The 26,260-nt window shown below is 42.8% G+C and carries 23 protein-coding genes; 15 read left to right on the top strand and 8 right to left on the bottom strand.

The annotated features are described in order from the left end of the window. The first annotated feature begins 26 nt into the window (after positions 1–26). The 10 genes from H562_RS0102905 (at position 27) to H562_RS0102860 (ending at position 10,176) form a co-directional block, all read left to right on the top strand. Entirely contained in the window at positions 27–287 is a 261-nt protein-coding gene (locus H562_RS0102905; protein WP_027376140.1) for a hypothetical protein, read from the top strand. 30 nt (positions 288–317) lie between these two features. Then, positions 318–1,262, top strand: a complete 945-nt coding sequence (gene paaA, locus H562_RS0102900; RefSeq protein ID WP_027376139.1) for a 1,2-phenylacetyl-CoA epoxidase subunit PaaA — start codon at positions 318–320, stop codon at positions 1,260–1,262. Between the two features lie 17 nt (positions 1,263–1,279). Further along, positions 1,280–2,194 (top strand): formimidoylglutamase, encoded by a 915-nt coding sequence (hutG, locus tag H562_RS0102895; RefSeq protein WP_027376138.1) that lies wholly within the window; start codon positions 1,280–1,282, stop codon positions 2,192–2,194. 238 nt (positions 2,195–2,432) lie between these two features. Further along, complete coding sequence (locus tag H562_RS0102890) at positions 2,433–4,208, top strand: GEVED domain-containing protein (RefSeq protein WP_084466315.1); 1,776 nt, start codon at positions 2,433–2,435, stop codon at positions 4,206–4,208. A gap of 290 nt (positions 4,209–4,498) precedes the next feature. After that, positions 4,499–4,738, top strand: a complete 240-nt coding sequence (locus H562_RS0102885; protein WP_002976354.1) for an acyl carrier protein — start codon at positions 4,499–4,501, stop codon at positions 4,736–4,738. Between the two features lie 21 nt (positions 4,739–4,759). Next, positions 4,760–6,004 carry a beta-ketoacyl-ACP synthase II gene (fabF, locus tag H562_RS0102880; protein WP_027376136.1) on the top strand — a complete coding sequence of 415 codons (1,245 nt, stop codon included), beginning with the start codon at positions 4,760–4,762 and terminating at the stop codon, positions 6,002–6,004. Between the two features lie 11 nt (positions 6,005–6,015). Then, a complete protein-coding gene (rnc, locus tag H562_RS0102875; RefSeq protein WP_027376135.1) occupies positions 6,016–6,780 on the top strand; it encodes a ribonuclease III in 765 nt (254 codons plus the stop codon). Next, on the top strand, positions 6,755–7,228 hold the full coding sequence (locus H562_RS0102870) for an IPExxxVDY family protein (RefSeq protein WP_027376134.1): 474 nt from the start codon (positions 6,755–6,757) through the stop codon (positions 7,226–7,228). The genes rnc and H562_RS0102870 overlap by 26 nt, the downstream gene beginning before the upstream one ends. Beyond that, entirely contained in the window at positions 7,221–8,666 is a 1,446-nt protein-coding gene (gene pyk / locus H562_RS0102865) for a pyruvate kinase (RefSeq protein ID WP_027376133.1), read from the top strand. Before H562_RS0102870 ends, pyk begins: the two co-directional genes overlap by 8 nt. 313 nt (positions 8,667–8,979) lie before the next feature. Next, on the top strand, positions 8,980–10,176 hold the full coding sequence (locus tag H562_RS0102860) for a hypothetical protein (RefSeq protein ID WP_027376132.1): 1,197 nt from the start codon (positions 8,980–8,982) through the stop codon (positions 10,174–10,176). 263 nt (positions 10,177–10,439) lie between these two features. On the opposite strand, the gene groL is transcribed toward H562_RS0102860, so the two are convergent. Then, positions 10,440–12,062, bottom strand: coding sequence for a chaperonin GroEL (groL, locus tag H562_RS0102855; protein WP_027376131.1), 1,623 nt, complete (start codon positions 12,060–12,062; stop codon positions 10,440–10,442). 79 nt (positions 12,063–12,141) lie between these two features. Beyond that, positions 12,142–12,420 (bottom strand): co-chaperone GroES, encoded by a 279-nt coding sequence (locus H562_RS0102850; RefSeq protein ID WP_027376130.1) that lies wholly within the window; start codon positions 12,418–12,420, stop codon positions 12,142–12,144. 152 nt (positions 12,421–12,572) lie between these two features. Here H562_RS0102850 and H562_RS0102845 point away from each other — a divergent pair, with 152 nt between their 5' ends. Further along, complete coding sequence (locus H562_RS0102845) at positions 12,573–14,963, top strand: DUF4347 domain-containing protein (protein WP_027376129.1); 2,391 nt, start codon at positions 12,573–12,575, stop codon at positions 14,961–14,963. A gap of 11 nt (positions 14,964–14,974) precedes the next feature. Next, on the top strand, positions 14,975–15,463 hold the full coding sequence (locus tag H562_RS0102840; RefSeq protein ID WP_027376128.1) for a hypothetical protein: 489 nt from the start codon (positions 14,975–14,977) through the stop codon (positions 15,461–15,463). Positions 15,464–15,523: 60 nt separating this feature from the next. Here H562_RS0102840 and H562_RS0102835 read toward each other — a convergent pair whose 3' ends face one another. Further along, positions 15,524–17,893 (bottom strand): M1 family metallopeptidase, encoded by a 2,370-nt coding sequence (locus H562_RS0102835; RefSeq protein ID WP_027376127.1) that lies wholly within the window; start codon positions 17,891–17,893, stop codon positions 15,524–15,526. A 75-nt stretch (positions 17,894–17,968) separates the two neighbouring features. Beyond that, positions 17,969–18,550 carry a HupE/UreJ family protein gene (locus tag H562_RS0102830; protein WP_027376126.1) on the bottom strand — a complete coding sequence of 194 codons (582 nt, stop codon included), beginning with the start codon at positions 18,548–18,550 and terminating at the stop codon, positions 17,969–17,971. Between the two features lie 53 nt (positions 18,551–18,603). Here H562_RS0102830 and H562_RS0102825 point away from each other — a divergent pair, with 53 nt between their 5' ends. Continuing rightward, complete coding sequence (locus H562_RS0102825; RefSeq protein ID WP_027376125.1) at positions 18,604–19,086, top strand: DUF6702 family protein; 483 nt, start codon at positions 18,604–18,606, stop codon at positions 19,084–19,086. Between the two features lie 14 nt (positions 19,087–19,100). Here the strand turns inward: H562_RS0102825 and H562_RS0102820 are convergent, their stop codons facing one another. From H562_RS0102820 to radA, 3 genes are all read right to left on the bottom strand, one after another. After that, on the bottom strand, positions 19,101–19,673 hold the full coding sequence (locus tag H562_RS0102820) for an acyl carrier protein phosphodiesterase (protein ID WP_027376124.1): 573 nt from the start codon (positions 19,671–19,673) through the stop codon (positions 19,101–19,103). A 54-nt stretch (positions 19,674–19,727) separates the two neighbouring features. After that, a complete protein-coding gene (locus tag H562_RS0102815; RefSeq protein ID WP_156831952.1) occupies positions 19,728–20,114 on the bottom strand; it encodes a hypothetical protein in 387 nt (128 codons plus the stop codon). A 241-nt stretch (positions 20,115–20,355) separates the two neighbouring features. Then, complete coding sequence (gene radA, locus H562_RS0102810; protein ID WP_027376122.1) at positions 20,356–21,702, bottom strand: DNA repair protein RadA; 1,347 nt, start codon at positions 21,700–21,702, stop codon at positions 20,356–20,358. A 220-nt stretch (positions 21,703–21,922) separates the two neighbouring features. Here radA and H562_RS0102805 point away from each other — a divergent pair, with 220 nt between their 5' ends. Beyond that, the gene (locus tag H562_RS0102805; protein ID WP_027376121.1) at positions 21,923–23,530 is read left to right on the top strand and encodes a CTP synthase; all 1,608 of its coding nucleotides are present in this window, start codon (positions 21,923–21,925) and stop codon (positions 23,528–23,530) included. Between the two features lie 166 nt (positions 23,531–23,696). Beyond that, the gene (gene yidC / locus H562_RS0102795; RefSeq protein ID WP_027376120.1) at positions 23,697–25,505 is read left to right on the top strand and encodes a membrane protein insertase YidC; all 1,809 of its coding nucleotides are present in this window, start codon (positions 23,697–23,699) and stop codon (positions 25,503–25,505) included. A gap of 72 nt (positions 25,506–25,577) precedes the next feature. Here yidC and H562_RS14550 read toward each other — a convergent pair whose 3' ends face one another. Continuing rightward, complete coding sequence (locus H562_RS14550; RefSeq protein ID WP_034690479.1) at positions 25,578–26,204, bottom strand: ribonuclease HII; 627 nt, start codon at positions 26,202–26,204, stop codon at positions 25,578–25,580. Between the last annotated feature and the right edge of the window lie 56 nt (positions 26,205–26,260).

The following is a 26,260-nucleotide window of genomic DNA, read 5'->3' as shown; positions in this document are numbered from 1 at the left end:
AGATTTATAACAGAAAATTAAAAGAAATGGATACCTGGAAATTTGCATCGCTTATTGAAGTTGATAAGGAATATAAGATCGACGGACTTAACATCTGGAATTATTACTGGCATTGCTCTGACCGCAAAATCGAAGTCATCAGTCCGTTCGAAAGGAATATCTGTTTCTTTAACGAATACGAAATTCAGGCTCCCGAAAAAACTCTGACCTTTGTTGCCGGAGAATTTTCTAACGGGAAAATCGGACTTTACCTCAAAGAGGATATCGCGATTACGCTGAACAATTAATCTCAGCAATTTACCATTAATACAAACAGGATGAACCACGATAAATTTTTAGAATACGTACAGGCAGAAAATAAAGTTGAACCCAAAGACGTGATGCCCGAGGACTACCGAAAATTACTGGTAAGGCAAATCTCACAGCATGCACATTCCGAGATTATAGGTATGCTGCCGGAAGCCAACTGGATTTCCCGCGCACCGACATTGCGCCGGAAGATGGCGCTCCTGGCAAAAATCCAGGATGAAGCCGGACATGGGTTATACCTTTACGCCGCCACCGAAACCTTAAATAATGGCGAGATTGCGGCAGACCGTGACTCCACTTATAATGATATGCTTTCCGGCAGGGCAAAATATTCGAGCATATTTAATTATCCTGCACTTTCGTGGGCAGATATTGGTGCAATTGGCTGGCTTGTAGACGGTGCTGCAATTATGAATCAGGTAATGCTTATGGGAAATTCTTATGGCCCATATTCACGCGCAATGGTGAGGATCTGCAAGGAGGAATCTTTCCACCAACGGCAGGGTTATGAAATTTTAATGACGCTTTGCCGCGGCACCAAAGAACAGAAGGATCTTGCTCAGGAAGCACTGAACCGCTTCTGGTGGCCGGCACTGATGATGTTTGGACCTAATGACGATGCTTCACCAAACTCGCAGAAGTCTATGAATTACCGCGTAAAGAGAGAAAGCAATGATGCTTTGCGCCAGCGTTTTGTGGATGTGACTGTAGGTCAGGCTGAATTCCTTGGCTTGAAAATTCCGGATGAAAAATTGAAGTGGAATGAAGAAACGCAACACTACGATTTCGGTGATTTGCCATGGGACGAATTTATGGAAGTTCTGAAAGGGAACGGTCCGTGCAATAAAAAACGCCTGCAAACCAAAAGACAAGCGCAGCGTGAACACGCCTGGGTAAAGGAAGCTGCAATAGCTTATGCATCGCAGCTGGAAAGTGAAACCGAAAATCATTAAGAACGAAAAAAAAACCTATGATCTGGACCGGACGATTTGACGGCGACAATCCCCTGAGTCAGCGGATCTACCAGCGTGTTTTCCCCGCGACTGATTATGGACTGATTTGCGAGGGAGATTTTGTTCTGCATGGCTTTGCAGTGGATGAAGGTGTAAGACGAAACCAAGGTCGCACCGGCGCAAAAGATGCACCAGATATCATCCGCAAAAACATGGCGAACTTTCCCGTAGTTCAGCCTAAATTTTCATTAAAAGATTTCGGCAATTTAACCTGCGACGGTGACCAACTGGAGAAAGCACAGCTGGAACTCGCTAACCGCACTGCAAAAGTTTTCAGTAAAAATGCCAAATCAATTGTTCTCGGTGGTGGCCACGAGGTGATGTACGGGCATTTCTCCGGACTTCGGCAGGCATTTCCCGAAAAAAAAATCGGCATCATCAATATAGATGCGCATTTTGACAACCGCGCAATGGAACCCGCGGTCGGCGCCACTTCCGGCACAGGTTTCTTACAGATCGCCGCTCAGGAAAAAATCCATTCGCTGCATATTGGAATCCAGAAGAATTCAAATACACTGCAACTTTTTGATACAGCGCACCAGAACGGAATGATTTATCTACTTGCAGACGAGCTTTTCTTCGAGAATCTTCCTTTTATATATGAGAAAATCGACGACTTTATCGGAAAGGCCGACATCCTGTATCTCACCATCTGCATGGATGTATTCAATGCTTCCATAGCGCCCGGAGTTTCTGCAGCCGCGCATAACGGTATTTTTGCAGATCCCGCTTTCATGCATTTTTTCTGCCATATTCTTGAAACACCTAAGTTAAAAGCTTTGGATATTGCCGAAGTTAATCCCACCTACGATATAGGAGAAAGAACTGCAAGACTGGCAGCTTCCCTAATCAACGAATTTCTGATGGTCTAGACTCTTTCTTTCTATTCACCTTCCGGGTTCCGTTATTTCTCCGCAAATTTTTCCTGAATAAGTTTTTCGGTAATCGATTGTATCGCAAACTGCGCTAATCGGACCTGCTTGTCCAATTCTCATTAAATCAATGAAAGAGACTTATTGCAATAAAAAAATCAAAATTATTTGGTTTTTATTGATAATTTTTTATACTTTAGTCCAGTTAAAAAAATTGTTTAATTAAATTTCAATTCTTATGAGAACAAAATTATCCTTATTGATGATGGCTATGCTTCCTCTCGCAGGTTTCGGTCAACATGCAAAATCCAAAGTATCGGTACATCCGATAAAACAAAAAACAATCCTTCATTCTGCTGCTGCTCAGATGACCGCTCTGGCACCTGCAGCTTATTGCCTGCCTTCTGCAGACTGCAGTGATGGAGATGTAATTACAAATGTTACTTTTGCCGGAATCAATAACACCACCACATGCAGTGCGAGCGGTTACGGCGATTATACCGCGATGCAGGGGCAGATCGTGGCAGGCCAGTCCTACCCGATATCTGTTACAGTTGGTGACGGTTGGTTCGAGCGTGTTTCCGTTTGGATCGATTATGATAAAAATGAAACTTTTGATGCAGGTGAATTCATTGGCGAAATTGGTCAGGGTTCAAGCACAGGCGAAACACTGAGTGGTAACATTACAATTCCGACAACTTTAGCTGCAGGTTCGTACAGAATGAGAGTAATGGTTGTTGCAACAGGCAGCGACAATCCTGCAAACGAAGATCCTTGCGATGGCGCCGGATATGGTGAGACTGAAGATTACACTTTAGTTGTAGCACCTACAGTTGTTACAGGCTGTTTAACTGCACCAAACGGGCAATATCCTTCAACTGCAGTAACTCCAACATGTAACGGCGCACCACAAACAGTAACCGGTGCCGGATATGCAGGAGAATATTCTGTAGTGAACTTAACCGCAGGCACAGCTTACATATTTACAGTTTCTAAACCGACTTATTTCATTACTGTAGCTGATAATGCCGGTACTACTGCTTTGGCTTCAGGTGTTGGTACAGTAACGTACACGCCGACTGCTTCAGGAGCATTCCGTTACTATGTACATACTGATGCGAATTGCGGCAGCGGAACAAGCGCAACTTTCCACACCAGATCAATTCAGTGCGGCACTACGCCACCTCCACCAACTGAGCCGGATTACGGCTGTGACCAAACGTATACCGGAGAACCGGATTTGGCCAACAACATTACGAAAAGCTTAAATTACGCTGTAGCAAACGATTTCTTTGTTCCAATGGAAAGCCAGCAGTATAAAATCCAAACCATCACTGCGGACATGGTACCATTAGCGGGTGGTTCAGATATCGCTTCATTCGACATTAAGATCATGAGCGACAGCGGATCCAAAACTCCGGGTGCAGTTGTAAAAACATGGACCAACGTTGTACCTGTAAGTGTAACTACTTTACCAGATACTTTCGCGGGTTACCCAACGTATGCAGTGAAACTTGACCTTGGTAACTACGAATTGCCGGTTAATGCTTCAGCTGATACAAGATACTGGATCTCACTGCAGGCTACTTCTGCTTCATCTACAAGTATTTACTGGATCGGTTATAAATATAACGAAGGTTGGGTTACAGCTTCAAACTACCAGTCTACAGACGGTGGAACAACTTATGCCCAAATCATTAATGCTGATGCACCAGGACAGCATTACGACAGCAACTGGTCTATCGACGCAGAATGTACACTTGCAGCGGTAAGTGAATCAGGTAAAACAGAAGTTTCTTTCTATCCGAACCCTGTTCACGATTACCTGACCATCAATTCTAAGAAAGCAATCGAAACTGTACATGTTTACAATGTTGCAGGCCAGAAAATGCCGGTTTCCTCTAAAGTAGTTAACGGTAAAATAGACATGAGCAAAATGGCTCCAGGTGTTTACATCATCAGTACTATTCTTGAAGGCGGTAAAAATGAATCCTTCAAAGTGATCAAAAAATAATCACTGCCCATAAATGAGAGATGGCCCGATATCATATCGGGCTATTTCTTTTTTCTAAAGCCTTCATAATGAGTAATAAATTTTAAGGAAACAGCGGATATACAAAACGCAATATTATAGTAGCCATTTCTCAAAACGCCCGCTGCCAAAGGTCGCAACACCAAGGCAAGACAGGTAGAAATTACCGGCTTGTTGGGCTGAAATTTTACTTAAATATTCCTAAAAATCTAACAAATGATAAAGAATTTTATATATTTGCATCAATTAACAATTAACTAAAATAAATTACTATGTCAGACATTGCATCAAGAGTAAAAGCTATTATCGCTGATAAACTCGACGTTGAGGAAACAGAAGTAACTCCAGAAGCCAGCTTCACCAATGATTTGGGAGCAGATTCTTTGGATACTGTAGAACTTATCATGGAATTCGAAAAAGAATTCAACATTCAGATCCCAGATGACCAAGCAGAAAAAATTACCACTGTAGGACACGCTATTGCTTACATCGAAGAAGTAGTGAACAAATAATATTCAACAAGAAAAAAATTTATGGAATTGAAAAGAGTAGTTGTTACCGGATTCGGCGCTATTACGCCTCTTGGAAGTAATGTCAACGAGTTTTGGGAAAACCTGATCAAAGGTGAGAGCGGTGCTGCTCCGATTACTCTTTTTGATGCCTCAAGGTTTAAAACCAAATTTGCCTGCGAAGTTAAAAATTTCGATCCACTGAATTATTTTGATAAAAAAGAATCAAAGAAAATGGACCGGAACACGCAGTTCGGAATCGTGGCTGCCCGAGAAGCAGTAGCGCACTCCCGGATTATCGATGATAACGTAGACAAAAACCGTGTCGGTGTAATTTGGGGCTCAGGGATTGGTGGCCTTGAAACTTTTGAAAAAGAAGTCTTAGGCTGGGCCAATACAGATATTCCACGTTTTAATCCGTTCTTTATACCAAAAATGATCGCCGATATTACAGGTGGTCAGATCTCAATAGAATACGGTTTCCACGGACCTAACTATACTACTGTTTCCGCGTGTGCCTCATCAGCCAATGCACTTATCGATTCCAAAATGCTGATTCAGCTGGGGAAAGCCGATGTAATCGTGTGCGGAGGTTCAGAAGCTGCAATTACAGCAAGTGGCGTCGGTGGCTTTAATGCAATGATGGCGCTTTCAACCAGAAATGATGATCCTAAAACTGCCTCGAGACCTTTTGATAAAGACCGTGACGGTTTCGTTTTAGGCGAGGGTGCCGGATCTATAATTCTGGAAGAATATGAACACGCCAAAAAAAGAGGAGCTACGATTTACGCAGAACTGAAAGGCGGCGGCATGAGTGCAGACGCTTATCACATGACGGCACCACATCCTGAGGGATTAGGCGCTTATCTCGTGATGAAAAACTGTCTGGAAGATGCCGAAATTACCGCTGATGCTGTAGATCACATCAACATGCACGGCACATCTACACCTCTGGGCGACATTGCGGAATCTCATGCAATTTCCCGACTTCTGGGCGAGCACGCCTTTGATATTCAGATCAACTCAACAAAATCGATGACCGGGCATTTGTTAGGCGCAGCGGGCGTGGTGGAAGCCATAGCAGCTCTACACACCATTATGCATAATATCGTTCCGCCAACCATCAACCATTTTACGGATGATGAGAAAATCGACAGCCGACTGAATTTCACCTTCAATCACGCCGTAGAAAAAACGGTGAACATCGCGATGAGTAATACCTTCGGTTTCGGTGGACATAACGCCTGTGTGCTCTTTCAAAAAATCTAAGAAACTTATCGATGGAGTTAAAGAAGTATCTTTCTAAATTCCTGGTCGACAGAAAAAAAAACCTTTCTGAGAAAGACTATTTCCTAAGCACAAACATCAGCCGGATTACCGGGTGCAACGTGCAGAATATCAGCCTCTACCGCGAAGCGTTCTCACTGAAAACATCCTCCAGAAATAAACAGGTTAAAAATTACGAGCGGCTCGAATTTTTAGGCGACTCTGTAATTGGAGCAATCATTTCATGTCATCTTTTTGCAACCTATCCGGAAGCTAACGAAGGATATCTGACGCAGATGAAGTCTAAGATCGTAAACCGAAAAAATCTGAACAAACTCGGAACAGAACTTGGCCTTACGAAATTTCTTCAAAATGAATCCACTACAGCTTTAAGTGAAAATATTGCCGGGAACCTGTTTGAGGCGCTTGTTGGTGCACTGTATCTGGATGTAGATTATGAAACCTGCAAGAAAGTGGTTCTTGAAAGACTGCTTACACCTACCGAAATTAATAAGCTCGAAAATAAAATCGTAAGTTACAAAGGTTTGCTGCTGGAATGGAGCCAGAAACAGAAAGTAAATCTAAAATATGAGACCTGCGAAGAAATGCAGCCCAACAAAAATCTGGTTTTCAGAAGTTATGTGTGGCTGGACGATGAAAAAATCTCAAACGCCACAGAAACTTCAAAGAAAAAGGCAGAAGAAAAAGCCGCGCAGCGCGCATTCTATATCTTAAATAAAAAAAAGAGTATCATTGAAAACCCGAAAAATCTTGCTTGATGTTGAGGATGACAATGAGGAACTCAATATTGGTTTAATACGTCTGGCAAAAGCTGTTCCCGAGCACGAGCTTTACTACGAGATCAACCGGCTCAACGAGTTTAAGTTTAAAAGAATTGCCGACCTTGTAATTCATGGTACTTACTTCGATTATTCCTTCAGCCGGTTCCAGGCTTACTATTCTGAGTCGAAGATCTGCCTGCAGTGCATATCCAACAAATCTTTTGAAGCACACCAAAAAAGCGCACCTCCCGAATTATTTTCCGGCGAAGACGAAGTGAAAATATTACTGGAGCATTATTCCGATGTGGACTATCTCCTTAAAACATCGGAACCAATTGATGATTTTTCAGTAATTTTGCATCCGGAAAATCTGATGTTTCAGATTCAGGATTTTCCACTAAGCCCTAAAGAAGAGCTTTATCAAATAATTCAATATTATGAATAAGTATTTAAAAAAGACCAAGATCATCGCAACACTGGGTCCGGCAACAGATGGGAAGGAAGTGATCCTTCAACTCATCCAGGCGGGCGTAGATGTTTTTAGAATAAATTTTTCCCACGCAGATTACGATATAGTTAAGAAAAACGTAGAGATCATACGTGAGCTCAATCAGGAATATGGCTTTTCAGTAGGAATCCTTGGCGACCTGCAGGGCCCGAAACTCCGGGTGGGCGTTGTAAAGGAAGGTTCATACTTAAACCCTGGTGATATCCTGACTTTCACCAATGAAAAAATTGAAGGCGACTCGAAACGCGTTTATATGACCTATCAGCAGTTCCCGCAGGATGTAAAGGCCGGTGAAAGAATTCTGATCGATGACGGAAAAATTGTACTGGAAGTTCTGGAAACAAATAACGTAGACACTGTAAACGCAAAAACCATACAGGGAGGTCCGCTCAGTTCAAAAAAAGGGGTAAACCTGCCCAACACCAATGTATCTTTGCCGGCACTTACCGAGAAAGATATAGAGGATGCAAACTTTATGTTGGATCTGGAGCTGGATTGGATCGCATTATCATTCGTACGGCACGCACAGGATATTATTGACCTGAAAGAACTTATGCGCGCTCACCCAACAAACAAAATGAAAACGCCGATCATCGCAAAGATCGAGAAACCCGAAGGCGTGCGCAACATTGAACAGATACTGATGGAATGTGATGGGTTGATGGTTGCCCGCGGCGATCTTGGTGTAGAAGTTCCTATGGAAGAAGTTCCCGCGATCCAGAAAAACCTGGTAGAGATTGCCCGTAAATTCGCGAAACCGGTGATCATTGCTACGCAAATGATGGAAACCATGATCAGCAGCCTGACGCCGACGCGTGCGGAGGTGAATGACGTGGCAAATTCCGTACTTGATGGTGCCGATGCGGTAATGCTTTCCGGCGAAACATCGGTAGGGAGATATCCTGTAGACGTGGTGAAGAACATGTCGAAAATCGTGAAAAATATTGAACAGACACATTTCTATCAAACCAAGAATTCGCCTATCGAGCACGAGTTCAACTGTATTGATGAGCGTTTCATCACCAACAGGATTTGTCTGGCCGCAGTGCGTATCGCAAAAACAACCAATGTAGAAGCGATCGTGACGCTCACCTATTCCGGCTATACGGCATTTCAAATTTCGGCGCACCGGCCTAATTCAAATATCATTGTGTACAGTTCCAACAGGCGCGTAATCACTATGCTGAATCTGCTTTGGGGCGTACGGGCATTCCATTACGATATGCAAAAATCTACAGATGAAACTATAGTGCAGGTCAACACACTTACACGCGATTACGGTTTTGTGGAACAGGGCGATTTTGTGATCAACCTCAACGCTACACCTTATTATGAAGGCGGCAAGACAAACACCCTGCGTTTAACTACAATTTAGAAACTGTAAAGTTAAATTTTGCCACTTTAGAAATAGGTAAATAGAAAGTCCGTTCAAAACTGGAATTGAACGGACTTTTTTTATGACAGATGCAAAAACTATTGTAGAATTTGGATTTGCGGCGTAATTATTTTTATGAAAAAAGGCGTAATAAAAATCTGATATGTATTTTTATCCGCCTTTCTGAAAGTGTCCCTTCATCATTTGTATTGTGATGACAAAAATAAGAATTACGGCAGATAATTAAAAGTACAGTTAAGTACAGTTACAGTTCTTAAATTTTTATTAAATTTGTAACAATAACATTAATTGCATGATTATAAGCCATAAGATTCTCTACTATTTACAGCATTCAATAGTTCATAAATTTGGAAAGGATATAAAATCCGTAAATGACTGTGCTGAACTTGCCGGCGAAATCAGTAAAAACGGCCCACTTCTGAATGCACAGACTTTCCGAAGATTCTTTGGTCTGGTTAAAAGCAGCGGTGGATTCAGCAAATATACATTGGATACGCTGGCCCGATACTGTGGTTCTGCGGATTATAAAACGTTTGTGGAAGGACTGGCAAAAAATGATCTCGCCTCTATACTGCAGGAACTGGGCAGTGATAATTCGCCGAGTGACTACTGGAAGATCAGTGATAAGCTCTGTGAGAAAATTTCGGAATCACCTGCAGCCCTCGCAAGTGTACACCATGAGCTGCTGAAGTATCCGCGAGCCAGAACCTACTTCATAGAACATCATCCGATGCGGGATTTGGCGGGAACGGTGTATACGCTCTACTTCCACCGTTATCTGAAATACGAAAATCACAATGAGGCTAAACTTTTTGCGTACGGTTTTCTGTATATGGGTTCCTACCTGACCGAAAATGCAGAGTTCATGGAGATTTACCATCAAAAGATCTCAGAGACCGAACTTACACCCGATGTGTACGTGTTACCAGCCGGCCGTAAGTTTGGTGTAATGCTGCTGCATGCCTGGGTGCAGCAGGATGAAAAATCATTTAAAAAAATTTACAAAGAAATGCTTCTTGCCCGGGAACAATACCGCACCGTATCCGAAAGATCGGTCTGCAGTTTTGAATACTCGGTGCTGGAACATTTGATCTATACGGACAAAACTGAGGAAATGCGATTCCTGATTGAAAATAATACGAAGCAGAAATTCAGTGACCGCAAATTTGTGCCGCAAGACCGGAAAGAAAATCATGACGAATGCTGGAAAATCATGTGTGCCGTAGCTTACTATAAAATGGGCGAGTATGAAAAATCTGAAAGTCTGCTGAGAAAGACCAACCTGGACCATCTTGCGCTGGGATGGAAAAAATCATATTCTATACTTTATTATTTCATGAAATATGAATTTTCCGGCAGCGAGGAAAGGGTGGAAATAAAAGCCATACTTGCAAGACTGATTGAAGAAACACATTTTGTCTATTACCTTAAAAGGCTAAACAGCCTGGATAACAATTACGCCCTGAACCTTGCACCCGTAACCTGGTAAAGATTCGCTGGAAAAACCGAAATGCAGATTTACATCAAATGAATATCGAACCTCAAGAATTTTATTTCCCAGGAGCGTAACACTTTTCGGAAATTAACCTAAACTTTCTGCCAGCCCGGATAGAAGCGGCATCCCGACGCAGCGCGGCGGATACAGCGGATAGCCGGCGAACCCTTCGGGACTGCACACTTTTGCTGCTCCAAAACAAAAAAACCCGCTCAGAAAAACTGAACGGATTAATTGAATTTATTTATCTGAAGAATTTACATCATTCCGGGCATTCCGCCGCCCATTGGCATTGCGGGCTCGTCTTTTTTTACTTCTGTGATCACACATTCTGTTGTTAAAAGCATACCTGCAACGGAAGCTGCATTTTCGAGCGCCACGCGCACCACCTTTGTAGGGTCGATGATTCCAGCTTCGAACATGTTTACATATTCTTCAGTTTTGGCGTTGAAACCAAAGTCATCATTACCGTCAGTTACTTTCGCAACGACTACTGAGCCTTCGCCACCAGCGTTTTCTACGATCTGTCGCAATGGCTCTTCAATCGCTCTTTTCACGATTCTTACACCCGTACTTTCGTCAGCATTAAGGCCATCGAAATTAAGCACTGAAATCGCTCTAACCAAGGCAACACCTCCACCGGCAACAATTCCTTCTTCTACAGCTGCGCGGGTTGCATGAAGCGCATCATCAACACGGTCTTTTTTCTCTTTCATTTCTACTTCAGAGGCTGCACCTACATAAAGTACCGCTACTCCACCTGCTAATTTTGCAAGTCTTTCCTGAAGTTTTTCTTTATCGTAGTCGGAAGTTGTAGATTCCATCTGCGCTTTGATCTGGCTTACTCTGCCTTTGATCTGTGCTTCATCACCACCGCCGTTTACCAAAGTAGTATTGTCTTTGTCGATCACCACTTTTTCTGCTGTTCCAAGCATTTCTAATGTTGCATTCTCCATAGTGAAACCTCTTTCTTCAGAAATCACAGTTCCGCCTGTAAGAATTGCAATATCCTCTAACATTGCTTTTCTTCTGTCGCCGAAGCCCGGAGCTTTCACCGCAGCAATTTTCAGCGAACCTCTTAATTTGTTCACTACTAAAGTTGCCAAAGCTTCGCCTTCTACTTCTTCGCAGATGATCAACAGGGATTTTCCTGCCTGAGCAACCGGCTCCAGAACCGGAAGCAAATCTTTCATTGAAGAGATTTTCTTTTCTACCAAAAGGATGTACGGATTCTCAAGCTCAGCGACCATTTTTTCGGGATTGGTTACGAAATAAGGTGACTGGTAACCTCTGTCGAACTGCATTCCTTCTACCACATCAACAGTAGTATCGGTTCCTTTCGCTTCTTCAACAGTAATTACACCTTCTTTACCCACTTTTCCGAAAGCTTCGGCGATCAGTGTTCCGATGGCATCTTCGTTATTGGCAGAAATTGAAGCTACCTGCTTTATTTTTTCTGATGAATCGCCCACGGTCTGAGACTGGGATTTAAGGTTTTCAACAACTGCAAGAACTGCTTTGTCGATCCCTCTTTTCAGATCCATTGGATTGGCGCCTGCAGCTACGTTTTTCAAACCTTCGCGCACGATTGCCTGCGCAAGAACGGTTGCAGTAGTTGTTCCGTCACCGGCGATATCGTTGGTTTTAGAAGCTACTTCTTTTACCATCTGAGCACCCATATTCTCTACGCGGTCTTCGAGCTCGATTTCTTTTGCCACGGAAACGCCATCTTTTGTGACATGTGGTGCACCGAAAGATTTTTCGATTACTACGAATCTACCTTTTGGTCCCAGTGTTACTTTAACTGCATTTGCCAAAGCATCAACACCTCTTTTCAAAGCGTCTCTTGATTCTACATCAAATTTTATTTCTTTTGCCATTGTTTTTGTCTTTATTAAATGAAAACTGCACGTAGTACAGCGTTCTGATTTTAGTAATTAAAATTTAAAACTTTTATTTTTATCCGATAATCCCGAGCAGGTCGGCTTCTTTTACAATCAGGTAATCTTTACCTTCCAACTTCAATTCAGAACCTGAATATTTGCCATAAAGGACTTTGTCGCCAACTTTTACAGTTGTTGGCTCATCTTTTTTTCCGGGGCCCACTGCTACTACAGTTCCTTCCTGAGGTTTCTCTTTTGCAGTGTCGGGAATAATGATTCCGGAAGCGGTGGTAGTTTCGGCAGCATTCGGTTCGATAAGAACTCTGTCTGCTAAGGGTTTGAATTGTACTGACATATTTATTATATTTTTTTTTATAGCAGGGAATTTACTATTTTTGTGCCACACAAATTATGATGAAATATTGGCACTTAAAAAGCGACCGTAAGAAATTATGGCAGGCTTTTCAAGACTAGTTGCGTCTGTTTGTGTACACAAAACACACAACGATGAAAAAAAATCTAGTCTTTCTTTTGGCAATATTTTGCCATGCTTTTCTGTTCGGCAAAAGCCCAGGCCACACCAGCGTGTATGTGGATGCCAGCCTAACCAATTTGTCGGTTTCTGACAAAATTATTAATCCCCAAACCTTCCATCTCTTCAGTCACGGCCGTCCCGGCGAACTTTACGTGAATAACGAGTGGATGGATGCGCCAAAGATTGCCGCACATTTTCGTGAAAATTTAAAGGGCAAAACCGAATTGTACATCTACGGTTGTAGTTTTGCGCAGGGCGCGAAAGGTGAGGCCGCTGTTCAATACCTCCGAAAAAATTTAGGTGTGGAAGTTTCCGCCTCTACAAATGTTACCGGTAAAGATGGTGACTGGATCCTCGAATCCGGTCACGGCCAAAATTCGCTGGTAGTGAAAAATTATGCAGGAAATCTGCAGCTCGACAAAAAGCATTACCTCAATCCAATTGTAGTCGGCGCATACACTAATGTTACAGTCACCGAGGAATATATTTATCTTTCGACTCCATCCGTCTCTAATATCACGGTGCAAATGGATTTTCCTGCGGGTTCAGGTTCTCCGCGGGTGTCTGTAAAAAATCTGAACGGCGGCGCCGCAACTATTGTCACCAATGGTTCCCTCACATTTAATAACGCCAATCCGCTTCGCCTTCAATTCGTTGACAGTTCCGGTCAGGTGATCGCACCGGGGAACACGCCAACTACCATTCCTCTTGAGAAAGCGGGCACTATAATTTCAGGTACGGCAGAAGGTCTGGTTTTTACTTCTAATGACACTTTTTATGTAAACTATCGGGCCAGGAGCACGCCACAGGCCGGTTCTGTTCTTGCGAAGGGAACGACGGCACTGGGTAAAGAATTCCGCTGGGGCGGTTCTCCTGTAGAATACAGTACCACCATTAGGGAAACGGGCAATATGCTTTCTGTAATGGCGAGCGAGGATAATACCACTGTTATTATTTCAAATATAAAGAGTGGGACAAAGTTTATCAATGGGTCCGGCGGAACTACCCTGACGGGGCCAAGTATTACGAAGATACTTCAGAAAGGCCAATCATTCATTCTATATGCACCGGTAGTTTATAATCAAACATCCATACAGGATACAGGTTGGTTGGGAGCAAAAGTTTTGTCTAATAAGGATATCACAACGGTGGTCGGCGGTCTGCTGCAGCAGGGAAGCAGCAGTGATAACAGGGACATTGGCCTAGACCAGTTGGTGCCCATAAACAAACTTGGTCTGGAGCACGTGATTATGAAGGGGAACGGCAAAACACGGGAAAAAGTGATTGTCATCGCCACTGAAAGCAATACAGATGTTTATCTGAACAGCAGCGGGTCGCCTTTTGTTACACTGGCTGCCGCCGGAGATTATGTACTGATCCCCAGTTCAAATTTTAACAGCGGTGGTAATATGCGCATACTGGTCTCAAATCCTGCATATGTTTTTCATAAAATATTCGGCAGTGACCGTGACAATACGAACAGCTTAATGTTTATTCCGCCTTTGTCCTGCTTCGGCCAAAAAGTGGTTGATATTATTCCCGATGCGCGCCGAATTGGTAACACCGCCTACACCGATACCGAACTTGCTGTACTTGCAGTTCCCGGCACAGCGAATAAACCCGTGGTCACATTAAACGGAGCACCGGTTGCTACGACTTCGCCGGCAACCGGTAACGCGGTGGCAGGAAATTCAAACTGGGTATCTTATCGCTTTCCTATCACCAATAACGGCGATGTAAAGGTTACCTCAGCAGGAACTATTCAGGCAGAAATTTTCGGTGCAGACAACGATGCGGGTTATGGCGGATATTATTCCGGATTTGGCGAAACTCCTATTTATACCATCTCCCTTAATACGTCTTATCCTTACCCTTGTCTGGGTAAAACAACTATGAGTATACCAGCGAATCTGGGAACTTACCAGTGGTACCGGAATAATGTCGCTATATCGGGGGCAACCTCCAACTCGTACACGCTAAATTTAACTACCGATCCGGCAAGTGCCTCCTATTATGTGATCGTAACCTTCCCGGGTGATTGTACGGTTCGCTCGAATACACTGGTAAGTGACGACTGTCCGTGCTCGAAACCCGGCGCTACAGGCACACCTGATTCATATACAGATTTTGGTATCAGTATCCGTGACAAGCGAACCACAGCAAACTGGCCGAAGGACGTGCCGAACGGATTTATGACAATAGAATCGAATACTAAAGGTTTTGTGGTAACCCGCATGTTGAGTCCGGAAACATCAATTCTGAATCCTGTACCCGGCATGTTGGTTTACGATACCGATGACGACTGTCTGAAAATGTATGACGGTAGCGGCTGGAAATGCATTAAGCAAGTTTGTAACGACTAAACACAATTACGATGAAAAAAATAATTTTAATACTGCTGGCAAATTTGGCCTACGGACAGATTTCTATCGGTAAAACTACCGTGTCAGGAAGTGGCATTCTTGATTTTGCTACTGGTACGACCAAAGGCATTATTCTGCCGAACGTGACTAAAAGTTCAACCATGACTAATGTAACACCGGGAACTATAGTGTTCGATCTGGATACTTCGAAAGTGCTTTACAATGATGGTTTCTGGAAGGAGCTTACAGACAAACCGGGTATTGCACCAACTCTACTTGCCGGCACGGATTATAATAATGCTAAAGTGGTATTCGGTGATCAAACTACTACAGCTGACGGCGCGCTGGTTTTAGAGGCACCTGACAAAGCACTGATTCTGCCACAGATCACCAACCCTGTGGCCAATGTAAAATCCCCTGTCGCGGGAATGATGTGTTATGACCCGAGCGCCAAACTGATGTGCATTTACAACGGTAAAGAATGGTTTTTCTGGAAGTAGAAACGTAATACAAAAAAGCTGTTTCGAATTGAAACAGCTTTTTTTATACCCAAACTTTTTTTATTTTTTCCCCACTGCCTGCATTGGATTTATTTTTCCGTTCGAAGCTCCGCGTACGGCTCCTTCTTTTTTTTGCTTAAAGACTTCAAACTTTGAAGTAGGCTCCGCGATGTCGCCCCAGAAATTATTGGACGTATCAATATCAGCAGTTTCGCGCATGGGGTCGAGTTGAATTGATTTCAGTTTTTTACTAAAGTAGTACGTTTTAGAAACTTTCTGCTCATTTTTTCTCCAGATCTGGGCTGAGGATTTATCGTTTGCTTTCGTTCCGTCTTCGAAGGTAAATTCCAGAATAATCGGCATGACCAGACCACCTTTGTTGCTGAAATCAATCTGATAAGCGTAGATCTTCCCAAGGTTTGCTTTTTCTTTTGCGGATACTTTTTCCAGGTTATCTTCTTTTAAAGAGTAGGTTTTTGCCTGATCCACCTTTTCCATACCGCGGTTATAACGCCAGTAGAAATCCTGAGTTTCTTTATCGGAATCCGTGTAAAAAGTAATGCTCCTGTCTGCGCGGTTTCTGATCTTCGAAATATCATCAAAATCACTTTGCAAAGGTTTATCGACAGTATACGTTATTTCGCGCGCCTTTGGAGTGCCTTCCAAATCCGGCGTTGCTAAAGTAACTTTGTCAATGGCAATATCTACAGGCTCAATACCGTAAAACCAGCCGCGCCAAAACCAATCGAGATTCTCGGCACTGGCATCATTCATCGTACGAAAGAAATCTGCAGGTTCGGGATGTTTGAATGCCCATCTTTTTGCATACGTTTTAAAGGCTTTGTCGAAAAGTTCGCGTCCCATGATTGTTTCACGCAAGATATTAAGTCCGGTAGCCGGTTTTGAGTAGGCGTTCGGTCCAAACTGCACAATATTTTCAGAATTGGTCATGATCGGCTCCAACTGATCTTTCGGCAACTTCATATAATCCACGATTTCGTAGGCCGGACCACGGCGGGACGGGAACTTATTGTCCCACTTCTGTTCGGTCAGATATTCTAAAAAAGTATTTAAACCTTCATCCATCCAGGACCATTGTCTTTCGTCGGAATTCACGATCATTGGAAAAAAGTTATGTCCTACTTCATGAATGATCACACCGATCATTCCATTTTTAATGCCTTCAGAATAGGTGCCGTCTTTTTCGGTTCTGCCGTAATTGAAACAGATCATCGGATATTCCATTCCGTTTGCAGCTTCGATGGACTGTGCGACAGGATAAGGATACGGAATGCTGAACTCGGAATATGTCTTAATGGTATGAGCAACCGCAGGCGTGGAAAACTTGCGGTACAAACCGTACGCTTCTTTCGGATATAAGCTCATTGCCATCACCTGATTGTTGTTTTCGGGAATCGTCACTTTCATGCCGTCCCAAATAAATTTACGGGAAGACGTCCAGGCGAAATCACGTACATTCTCAGCTTCGAATTTCCAGATCTTCCTTTCTTTGGACTTATTTTTTTCTGCTTTCTTAGCTTCCTCCAGAGTAACAATTTCAATCGGTTCATTCGAACTCTGTGCCTGCTTCCATCTTGCGAGCTGGGCGGAAGTCAACACTTCGTCATAGTTTTTACCCACGCCCGTTCCGGCTACAATGTGATCTGCAGGAACATTCATAGAGACATTAAAATTACCAAAGACGAGTGCAAATTCGCCGCGGCCGGTAAACTGATTATTTTGCCAACCTTTGAAATCGCTGTACACGCACATTCTCGGATACCACTGCGTAATTGTATAAAGGTCATTACCGTCTTCGGGGAAAAACTCATAACCTCCGCGGCCGCCCATTACAATACGGTTTGGAATATTATAATTCCAGTCGATCTTAAAAGTGATCTTTTCTCCTTTTTTTAAGATTTTCGGCAAATCGATGCGCATCATGGTTTTATTGATGACATATCTTAAAGGACTTCCTGCCCCGTCTGTTACTTTTTCCAGATTTACGCCGTATCCATTATCTTTGGCGGGAAGATCAGTAACCTTTAACCGGTCACTGGTGGTCACTTTTGGCAAAAAAGATTCACTGTCGTAGCCCGCATTCTTTGTGGTCGACTGCTCATTTTCATCGAGCTGAAGCCAAAGGTAATCCAGGTCATCCGGAGAATTGTTATAATAGGTCACCGTTTCCGAACCGCGCAGATTTCTCTTTTCCTCATCCAAATATGCAGTAATATTATAATCCGCCCTGTTTTGCCAATAGCCCTGTCCCGGGGCACCGGAGGCAGTGCGGTAGATATTCGGCGTCGGCAGGATCGTACCCAACTGCTCGAACTTATTGCCGTGGTTGCTTGTTGGATTGTTCTGAATGTTCTGCGCAAAAACGGTTAACGGTAAAAGCAGTGAGAAAACGAAACTTTTGAAATGCATTTTCATTATTTAATGGTGGAAGGTCTGTAAAATTAAAATAAATATTCAAAAAAGATAACGGTACGCAGCATTAATTTAAAAAAATGGAAATCTTTCCAGACAGAGTTTCAACGATATAAGCAGTGTAATTGCAGAAGCAAAAACCATCCAGTGCAGTTTTTTAATTGTGAAAAATTTAATAAGAAGAAATTCAATCCCCAAAATTAACGACACTACAAGCACCTGACCAAGCTCCAGCCCGATATTGAAACCGAGCAGCGGAACAAATATATCCTGCTCACTGGCAATCATAAGTCTCGCAGTATTCGCAAATCCCATCCCGTGAATCAAACCAAAAATTAGCGCAAGATAAAAATTGAGTTTCATGAGACTCTGCTGTTTGTGGCGCATGAGCATGTTATCTGCGGCAGTTAGTAGAATCGTTAGCGGAATGAGGAATTCCACCCAGTCAGCTGGCAGACGGAAAACATCGAGCACGCTCAGCGCCAAAGTCATGGAGTGACCAATCGTAAAGGCGGTGACCAGAATCAAAATCTTTCGCCAGTCATAATAAGTATACACCGCGACAAGTACCAAGACAAATAACTGATGATCCAGCGCATCCCAGGAGATTATATGCTCCCAACCCAGCTGTAGATAAAAAATAAAATCGTGCATTGCTACTGTTTAGAAGCGAGCGATATTACAAAAATTATTTCTAATTTTGACCCATGCAAAAAGTTTTTCTTCTGTTTTTATTAACCTTTTGTGCTTTTTCTCCGGCAAAGGATCTGCATCCCTATCACGTTGGTTCTGTCGAATTTAACTACAATACAAAATCGAAAACCTTTCAGATAACCGGTAAGTTTTTTTTGGATGACCTGGAGAATGCTTTAAATGAAAAATACGGCGCAGCCATTCACTTCAACGAAGAAAAATACAGAAAACAGATCAATGAAAACCTGCGCAAATACTGTCTTGAATATTTAAAGTTAAAGGCCGACGGTCATTTCCTGAAGGTTAATTACGTTGGTTACGAAGAGGAAAATGAATCTGTAAACATCTTCCTTGAATCTGAGCCCGTGCAAAGCCCTAAAAAAGTGGAAACCGCCGTAAGTTTTCTGTATAATTTCTTCGATGACCAGATGAATATCATCCACATCATTGTAAACGGAAAAAGGCAAAGTGAAAAACTGGACTATCCAAACAGATAACTGTATAAAAATTTTTAAAAACGCGCATTTACGTCCACAGCATGTGCCTGCAAATCGGGAAAAAATTTATTAAAGTGCCTTTGAAGCTGCGGTTTATTTTGTAAAAAAACATCAAACACCGGCAGGTCCTTTTCGAGATATTTCGCTTTGTTCAATACATTCTGTACCGAGTATTTGATTCCCCAATCTTCCCTGTAGTTATACAGCCAGTTATCTCTTTCCATCCCTTCCAGCATTCGCCCTAAACGCTCGGGCAAATATTCTTCGAATTTCCGCAATACATGATAAACCTTTTGGGTATGCGCCGCCAAAGCTGCTTCGCTCAGGGAATTGGCTAAAAAATAGTCCATTGCCACATCGACAAAAGCGCCGGAATACAAACGGACCAAAGGACTGAAAAGTTTTTTTGCCTCGCGAAGTTCAGGGTGCGAATCTGTAAAAGTATCGATCTCACGGTGCAAAGTAATTCCCTGCTGCATTTTCTCGGGATAGGAAAAGCGGTCTCTGTTGGGAATGAAATCCTCCAGAAACTGCCCAACGATCTGCTCATCGGAAAATGTAAGAAAGGAATGGGCGAGGTAATTCATTGAAGTTATTTTGGGAGCGCTGTTAGGGCTCCGAGCCCTAACAGCGCTGTATTATTAAGTTTGAAATTCAGACAAGGATTTCTTAAAATTTTCAACACCGTTAAACAATGCAATCACTTCATGGTATTCAGCTGTTAAGGCTGTACTGCTCAAAATGTCAGCAACAGAAGAGTACGGATAATTTAGAAAATCTTCGGTAACATGGTGCTTCGCCGGATTTTTGTTAATGTGTAAAACAGATTTAATCAGTTGTTGCTCCGACTTTATTTTCTTTCTGCGAAATGGAAGCTCAAAAAGTTTTCCCGTCCTGCCAAAACGTTTGTTGATGGCTTGCGAGTAGCTGTTGAATGCATTTGAAAACTGCTGACTTATTACCTTGTTGACATCTTGTTTTTCGGCGAACACTGCTCTGATATCTTCCTCACTTTTTGTTTTGATCAAAATATGAAAATGACCCTGAAGCAAACAGTAACTGTATATACCCGCCACCGATGCCGTTTTTTCTGAAACACATTTTAAAAAATAAAGATAATTTGCGTGACTGAAAAAGATTTGGGCACCATTTATCCCTTTGTTATAAATGTGGTAGAAGCAGTTGAGTTCCAAAGGTTCAATGTCTTTTTTCATCATCAGTTTTTTAAAGCGCTGTTAGAGCTCGGAGCTCTAACAGCGCTGCATAATATTAAAACAGCTTCTCATGAAAATCTTCGATCTTACTTACTTCTTCCACGATAATCCCGAATTTTTTCTTTGGAATTTTATTCAGGTTCGAAATGAATATTTTCTCGTAACCTAACTTTTCTGCTTCCGAAATGCGCTGTTCGATTTGTGGGATGGGCCGGATCTCGCCACTCAACCCAATCTCGCCGGCAAAACAGAAATGTTCGGAAATGGCTACATCGTCATTTGAGGAAAGAATAGATGCAACTACAGCGAGATCCAGCGCGGGATCACCCGTTTTTATACCACCTGTAATATTTAGAAAGACATCTTTGGCTCCCAACTGAAAGCCGGCTCTTTTTTCCAGAACTGCCAACAGCATATTGAGTCTTTTGAAGTCGAAACCCGTGCAGCTGCGCTGTGGTGTTCCATATACGGCTGAACTTACCAGCGCCTGAATTTCAATCAACATCGGTCGGTTACCTTCCAGCGTAACGGCAACAGAATTACCGGAAAGTTCCTCGAACTTTTTAGTGATAAGAATTTCAGAGGGATTTTTTATCTCTTTTAAGCCCTGGGAAACCATCTCATAAATACCGATTTCCGCAGTGGACCCAAAGCGGTTTTTACTGGCGCGCAAAAGCCGGAACAGGTGATTTCGGTCGCCATCGAAATTCAACACGACATCAACCATATGCTCCAGAACTTTTGGGCCGGCGATCTGTCCGTCTTTGGTAATATGTCCGACTAAAAAAGTCGGTGTATTATTTTCCTTTGAAAATTTAATGATCTCGTTGGAGGTTTCCCGGATCTGCGAAACGGTTCCCGGTGAACTTTCTATAAGTTGACTTTGGAGCGTCTGGATAGAATCGATGATCATGAAATCCGGTTTCAGCTTTTTGGCTTCGTGCAGGATTTTTTCCACGGAAGTTTCGGTAAAGAGGAAACAGTTCGGATTTTGAAGTTCTGTGAGTCTGTCGGCGCGCATTTTTATCTGCGAGGCACTTTCCTCACCGGACACATACAGGATTTTCTTTTTCATCTTTAAAGCCAGCTGAAGCAGCAGTGTTGATTTTCCTATGCCCGGTTCGCCTCCAATCAGCGTGACGGAACCCAATACTATACCGCCGCCCAACACGCGGTTCAGTTCTTCCGAGGGCGTTGTAATGCGCTGTTCTTCCTGCGTTTCAACTTCGATGATGTTGATGATGTGCTGTTTGGATTTGTCGATGTAACTTTTAATCGGCGATTTCTCCACAATTTCTTCTACCAGCGTATTCCACGCGCCACAGTTTTTGCACTGTCCCAACCACTGCGGATATTGTGCGCCGCAGTTCTGACAGAAATATGCCGTTTTCACTTTTGCCATACTGCGAATTTCCTGAAAATAATCGAAACTTCGGGAATAATGGACCTTCGATTTCAGTGATTGCCCCTAGTCCTGATCGAACGGCCTGCCTGAGCTCTTTTTGGGTGGCAGCCCAAAAAAGCGAGTAGTGAGAGCAGGTTCCCGACTCCTGAAAAAAAATTGCAGGCTCTTTATTTGCCCTCTCTTTCAATTTCACCTAACTTTGCCCAAACCTAAACTAATGAGTAAAAAGAACACGAAATACATCTTCGTCACCGGCGGTGTAACTTCTTCTTTAGGCAAAGGAATCGTCTCGGCATCACTCGGCTTACTGCTGAAATCCAGAGGTTTCAACGTCACCATCCAAAAACTCGATCCCTACATCAATATCGATCCCGGTACGCTGAATCCTTATGAACACGGCGAATGTTATGTGACCGAAGACGGCGCAGAAACCGACCTGGACCTGGGACATTACGAACGATTCCTGAATTCTGCGACTTCGCAAAACAACAACGTGACTACCGGTAAGATCTACCAAACTGTAATTGAAAAGGAGCGCAAAGGTGACTTCCTTGGGAAAACAGTTCAGGTGATCCCACATATTACGAATGAAATCAAGCGCCGCATAAAAATTCTTGCAAAACAGAATTTCGACATTATCATTACCGAGATCGGAGGCACTGTAGGCGATATTGAATCTTTGCCTTATATAGAAAGTGTGCGCCAGCTGAAATGGGAGCTCGGCGAACAGAACTCCATGGTTATTCATTTAACATTGCTTCCGTATTTGGCATCAAGCGGGGAGCTGAAAACTAAACCTTCTCAGCATTCTGTGCGCCAGCTGATGGAATCCGGGATCCAGGCCGATGTTCTGGTCTGCCGTACCGAACACAAAATACCGAAAGAGCAGCGCGCAAAACTGGCCCAGTTCTGTAACGTAGCTTTGGAAAATGTGATCGAATGTAAAGATCTGGAGACGATCTATGAAGTTCCGCTTTATCTTCAGAAACAGAATTTTGATGATGTAGTGCTGAACGAACTTAATTTGAAAGCCGAAAAACAGGCGGACCTGAAAGACTGGAAAAATTTCCTGAAAAAATACCAAAACCCAAAGAAAAAAGTAGAGATCGCACTCGTTGGAAAGTACGTATCTCTTCAGGATTCCTATAAATCCATTGCCGAAGCGTTTATCCATGCAGGTGCAGATCTGGAAACCGAGGTAAAAGTACGCTGGGTTTACAGTGGCGAACTGGATGAGGCAAATGCCGCAGAGACTTTTGCCGGTGTCGATGGCATACTGATCGCGCCGGGTTTTGGCGACCGCGGAATTGAAGGAAAAATTTCAGCTGCAAAATTTGCCCGCGAAACCCAAATACCGCTTTTGGGAATTTGCCTGGGAATGCAGATCATGACGATAGAATTCGCAAGAAATGTACTCGGTTACAAAAAAGCAAATTCAATGGAATTTGATACGTCGACACCGGAGCCGGTTATTTCATTAATGGAAGACCAGAAAAACGTGGTCGATAAAGGCGGAACAATGCGTTTAGGTGCGTGGAAATGTACGCTGAAAGCCGGCTCCAAACTCTATGAAATTTATGGTGCCAAAAATATTTCAGAAAGACACCGCCACCGCTACGAATTCAATTCGGAGTTTAAAGAAGAGTTCGAGAAGAACGGTCTGGTTCCCACAGGCTTTAATCCGGAGACCGAACTGGTGGAAACGCTTGAGTTGAGGGACCATCCTTTTTACATCGGCGTTCAGTATCACCCCGAATACAAAAGTACGGTAGCCACGCCGCATCCTTTGTTTAAGGCCTTCATCAAAGCGTGTTCAAAAAAATAAAAGCAAAAGAGATAATTTCCACAGGTTTATCTCTTTTTCGCTTAAAAAAGGAAATCCTTAAAAAATTCTCCATTGCCAAAAATTTAAGTATTTTTGTCACCCAAAATTAAGAGGCAGCATATACTTGTTTTTTAAGCCACTTAATTTAAATATCAAATTAATTATAATGCAGCAAAATAACGGTTTAGATAAAAATCAACTCATTAGTTTCGCACTGTTTTCGATGATCTTGATCGGCGCCATGTTTTATTTTCAAAACAAACAGGCACAGGAGCAGCAGCTGAAAGACGCACAAAATAAAACTGCCGTTGTGCAGCCTTCTGCCCAAAACGCTACCAAACCGGCACTGGTCACCAATTTGAATGACAGCGTAAAAACCGCCGCAATTCAGCAGGTTCAGCTTAAAAACAAGGAGTTGACGATCGGCATTTCGACTTTGGGCGGTCAGATCTCTACTGTTCAGCTTAATGAGTATAAAGCTTATAATAAAAAAACCGATGTAAACGACAAAGAGCTTCTGATCTTTGATAAGAATAACTCATCGTACGGTTTTCAGTTCAAGGATAAAACCGGGAAAGTTTTCAATACCAAAGACCTGGTTTTTACGCCGACACAAAATGGAAACAGTGTCACCATGCAGGCTTCTGTTAATGGCGCAGTTATTCAGTTCATTTACGATCTCGGAAATAAATATACGGTCGATTTCAACGTAAAAACCCAGGGATTGGGCCAGCTGGTCTCCGATCAGAAAGCTGACTTCATCTGGGATTATTCGGTGCGCGGGATGGAAAAAGGCCGTTCCCAGGAACAGACGCACACAGAATTTAATTATACTTTTAATAATTATTCAAGTTTTGATTATGACGGCCGGACCACAATGGATGAACCCGATGAAAATCTGAACTGGCTTGCAGTAAAACAGCAGTTTTTTTCTGCTTTAATAGAACCTCAACACGGTTTTAAAAACTCCCATGGGTCGCAGGATATGATCGATGAAGGTGAGTTTCTGAAAAAATTCAATTTTAACGGACAGGTAGATTTAGCGGGAGGCGAACTGAATCAGAATTTCAAATGGTATTTTATGCCGCTTGATTTGCCGCTCCTTAAATCATACAACAAAAACTTCGATGAGTTATTACCTTTAGGCTGGTCATTCATCGGCACGCTTAACCGCTGGTTCTTTATTCCAATGTATAATCTGATCTCAAGTTGGGGACTTGCAGCAGGTTGGGTGATTTTTTTAATGACCATCATCGTGAAGATCATTCTTTCGCCGGTAATGTTTAAGCAACACAAACTCAGCGCGATGATGCGGGTGATCCGTCCGGAAATTGACGAGGTCAATGAGAAATACAAGGACGCAGATCCAATGAAAAAACAGCAGGAAAGTATGGCTGTATACCGGAAAGCCGGTGTAAATCAGATGGCGGGATGTTTACCTGCAGTGCTCCAGATCCCAATCTTCTACGCGCTTTTCCGCTTTTTCCCGAATATGATTGATTTAAGAGGCAAAAGTTTCTGGTTTGCCAAAGACCTTACTGCTTATGATGATGTGATCAAACTGCCGTTCCATATCCCGTTCCTGCAGGACCACTTAAGTATTTTTGCAATTGCGTGTACGGTGGTGATTTTAATTTATACCATTATGACTTCAGGGAACATTCAGCAGCCGGCGCAGGCAGGAATGCCAAACATGAAGGTCTTAATGTATATCTTCCCGATCACTTTCCTTTTCTTTTTGAATACTTCAGCATCCGGACTTTCATGGTATTATTTCGTATCGAACGCGATCAACATTTTAATTATTCTGGTGATCAAATACTGGATTCTGGATGAGAAAAAGATCCACGCGCAGATCCAGGCGAACAAGAAGAAGGAACCAAAGAAAGAAGGTAAATTCCAGAAAAGAATGCGCGAAATGATGGAGAAAGCGCAGGAACAGCAAAAAGTACAGCAGCAGGGCAAGAAAAAATAGGTACTCCTTATTATATCTAAAAACAAAAACGGATGAAAATTTTCATCCGTTTTTGTTTTGCGTTAAGTTAAATTACATTTCGGCTTCTACAATAATTTCCTCCTCATAAACTGAATAATCCAGCCGGAAAGAACGCCGATGATGAATGGTTGGTCCATACTTTACAAGGGCGTCGCGGTGTTCTTTTGTTGCGTAACCCACATTCGTGTTCCAGCCGTAATGCGGAAACTCTTGATGTAGATCGATCATCAACTGGTCCCGGTAATTTTTTGCCAGGATTGATGCACAGGCGATTGATAATATCTTTGCGTCACCTTTTACAATGCATTCGTGGGGAATAAAATTGTAGGGATGAAAACGGTTTCCATCAATTAAAAGAAGTTCCGGCGTCATCTTTAGCTGATCCAAAGCCCGGTGCATAGCGTGAATGCTGGCATTTAAAATATTGTGTTCATCAATATAAGCTGCAGAAAGCTCCGCAATGGCGTAATCTTTTACGTTGCTTTTAATGTACCCATCAAGCTCTTGGCGGGTTTTAAATGTTAATTTTTTGGAGTCATTAACCAAATTTTGGTTAAAGCTGTCATCAAGAATCACGGCTGCAGCTACGACAGGTCCACATAGGCAACCCCGACCGACTTCATCGCAACCTGCTTCCAGGTATCTGTTTGAAAAGCTTTTCAATAATATCGTTTCCATTATTAAAGCAGTAAGTTCATTTATTTTCCGCAGCAAATTTACGAAACAATTAAGAA

The organism is Kaistella palustris DSM 21579 (assembly GCF_000422265.1).
GTDB lineage: Bacteria > Bacteroidota > Bacteroidia > Flavobacteriales > Weeksellaceae > Kaistella > Kaistella palustris.
Note: the sequence above shows the minus strand (reverse complement) of the source record. Positions and strands in the feature narration are given on the sequence as shown.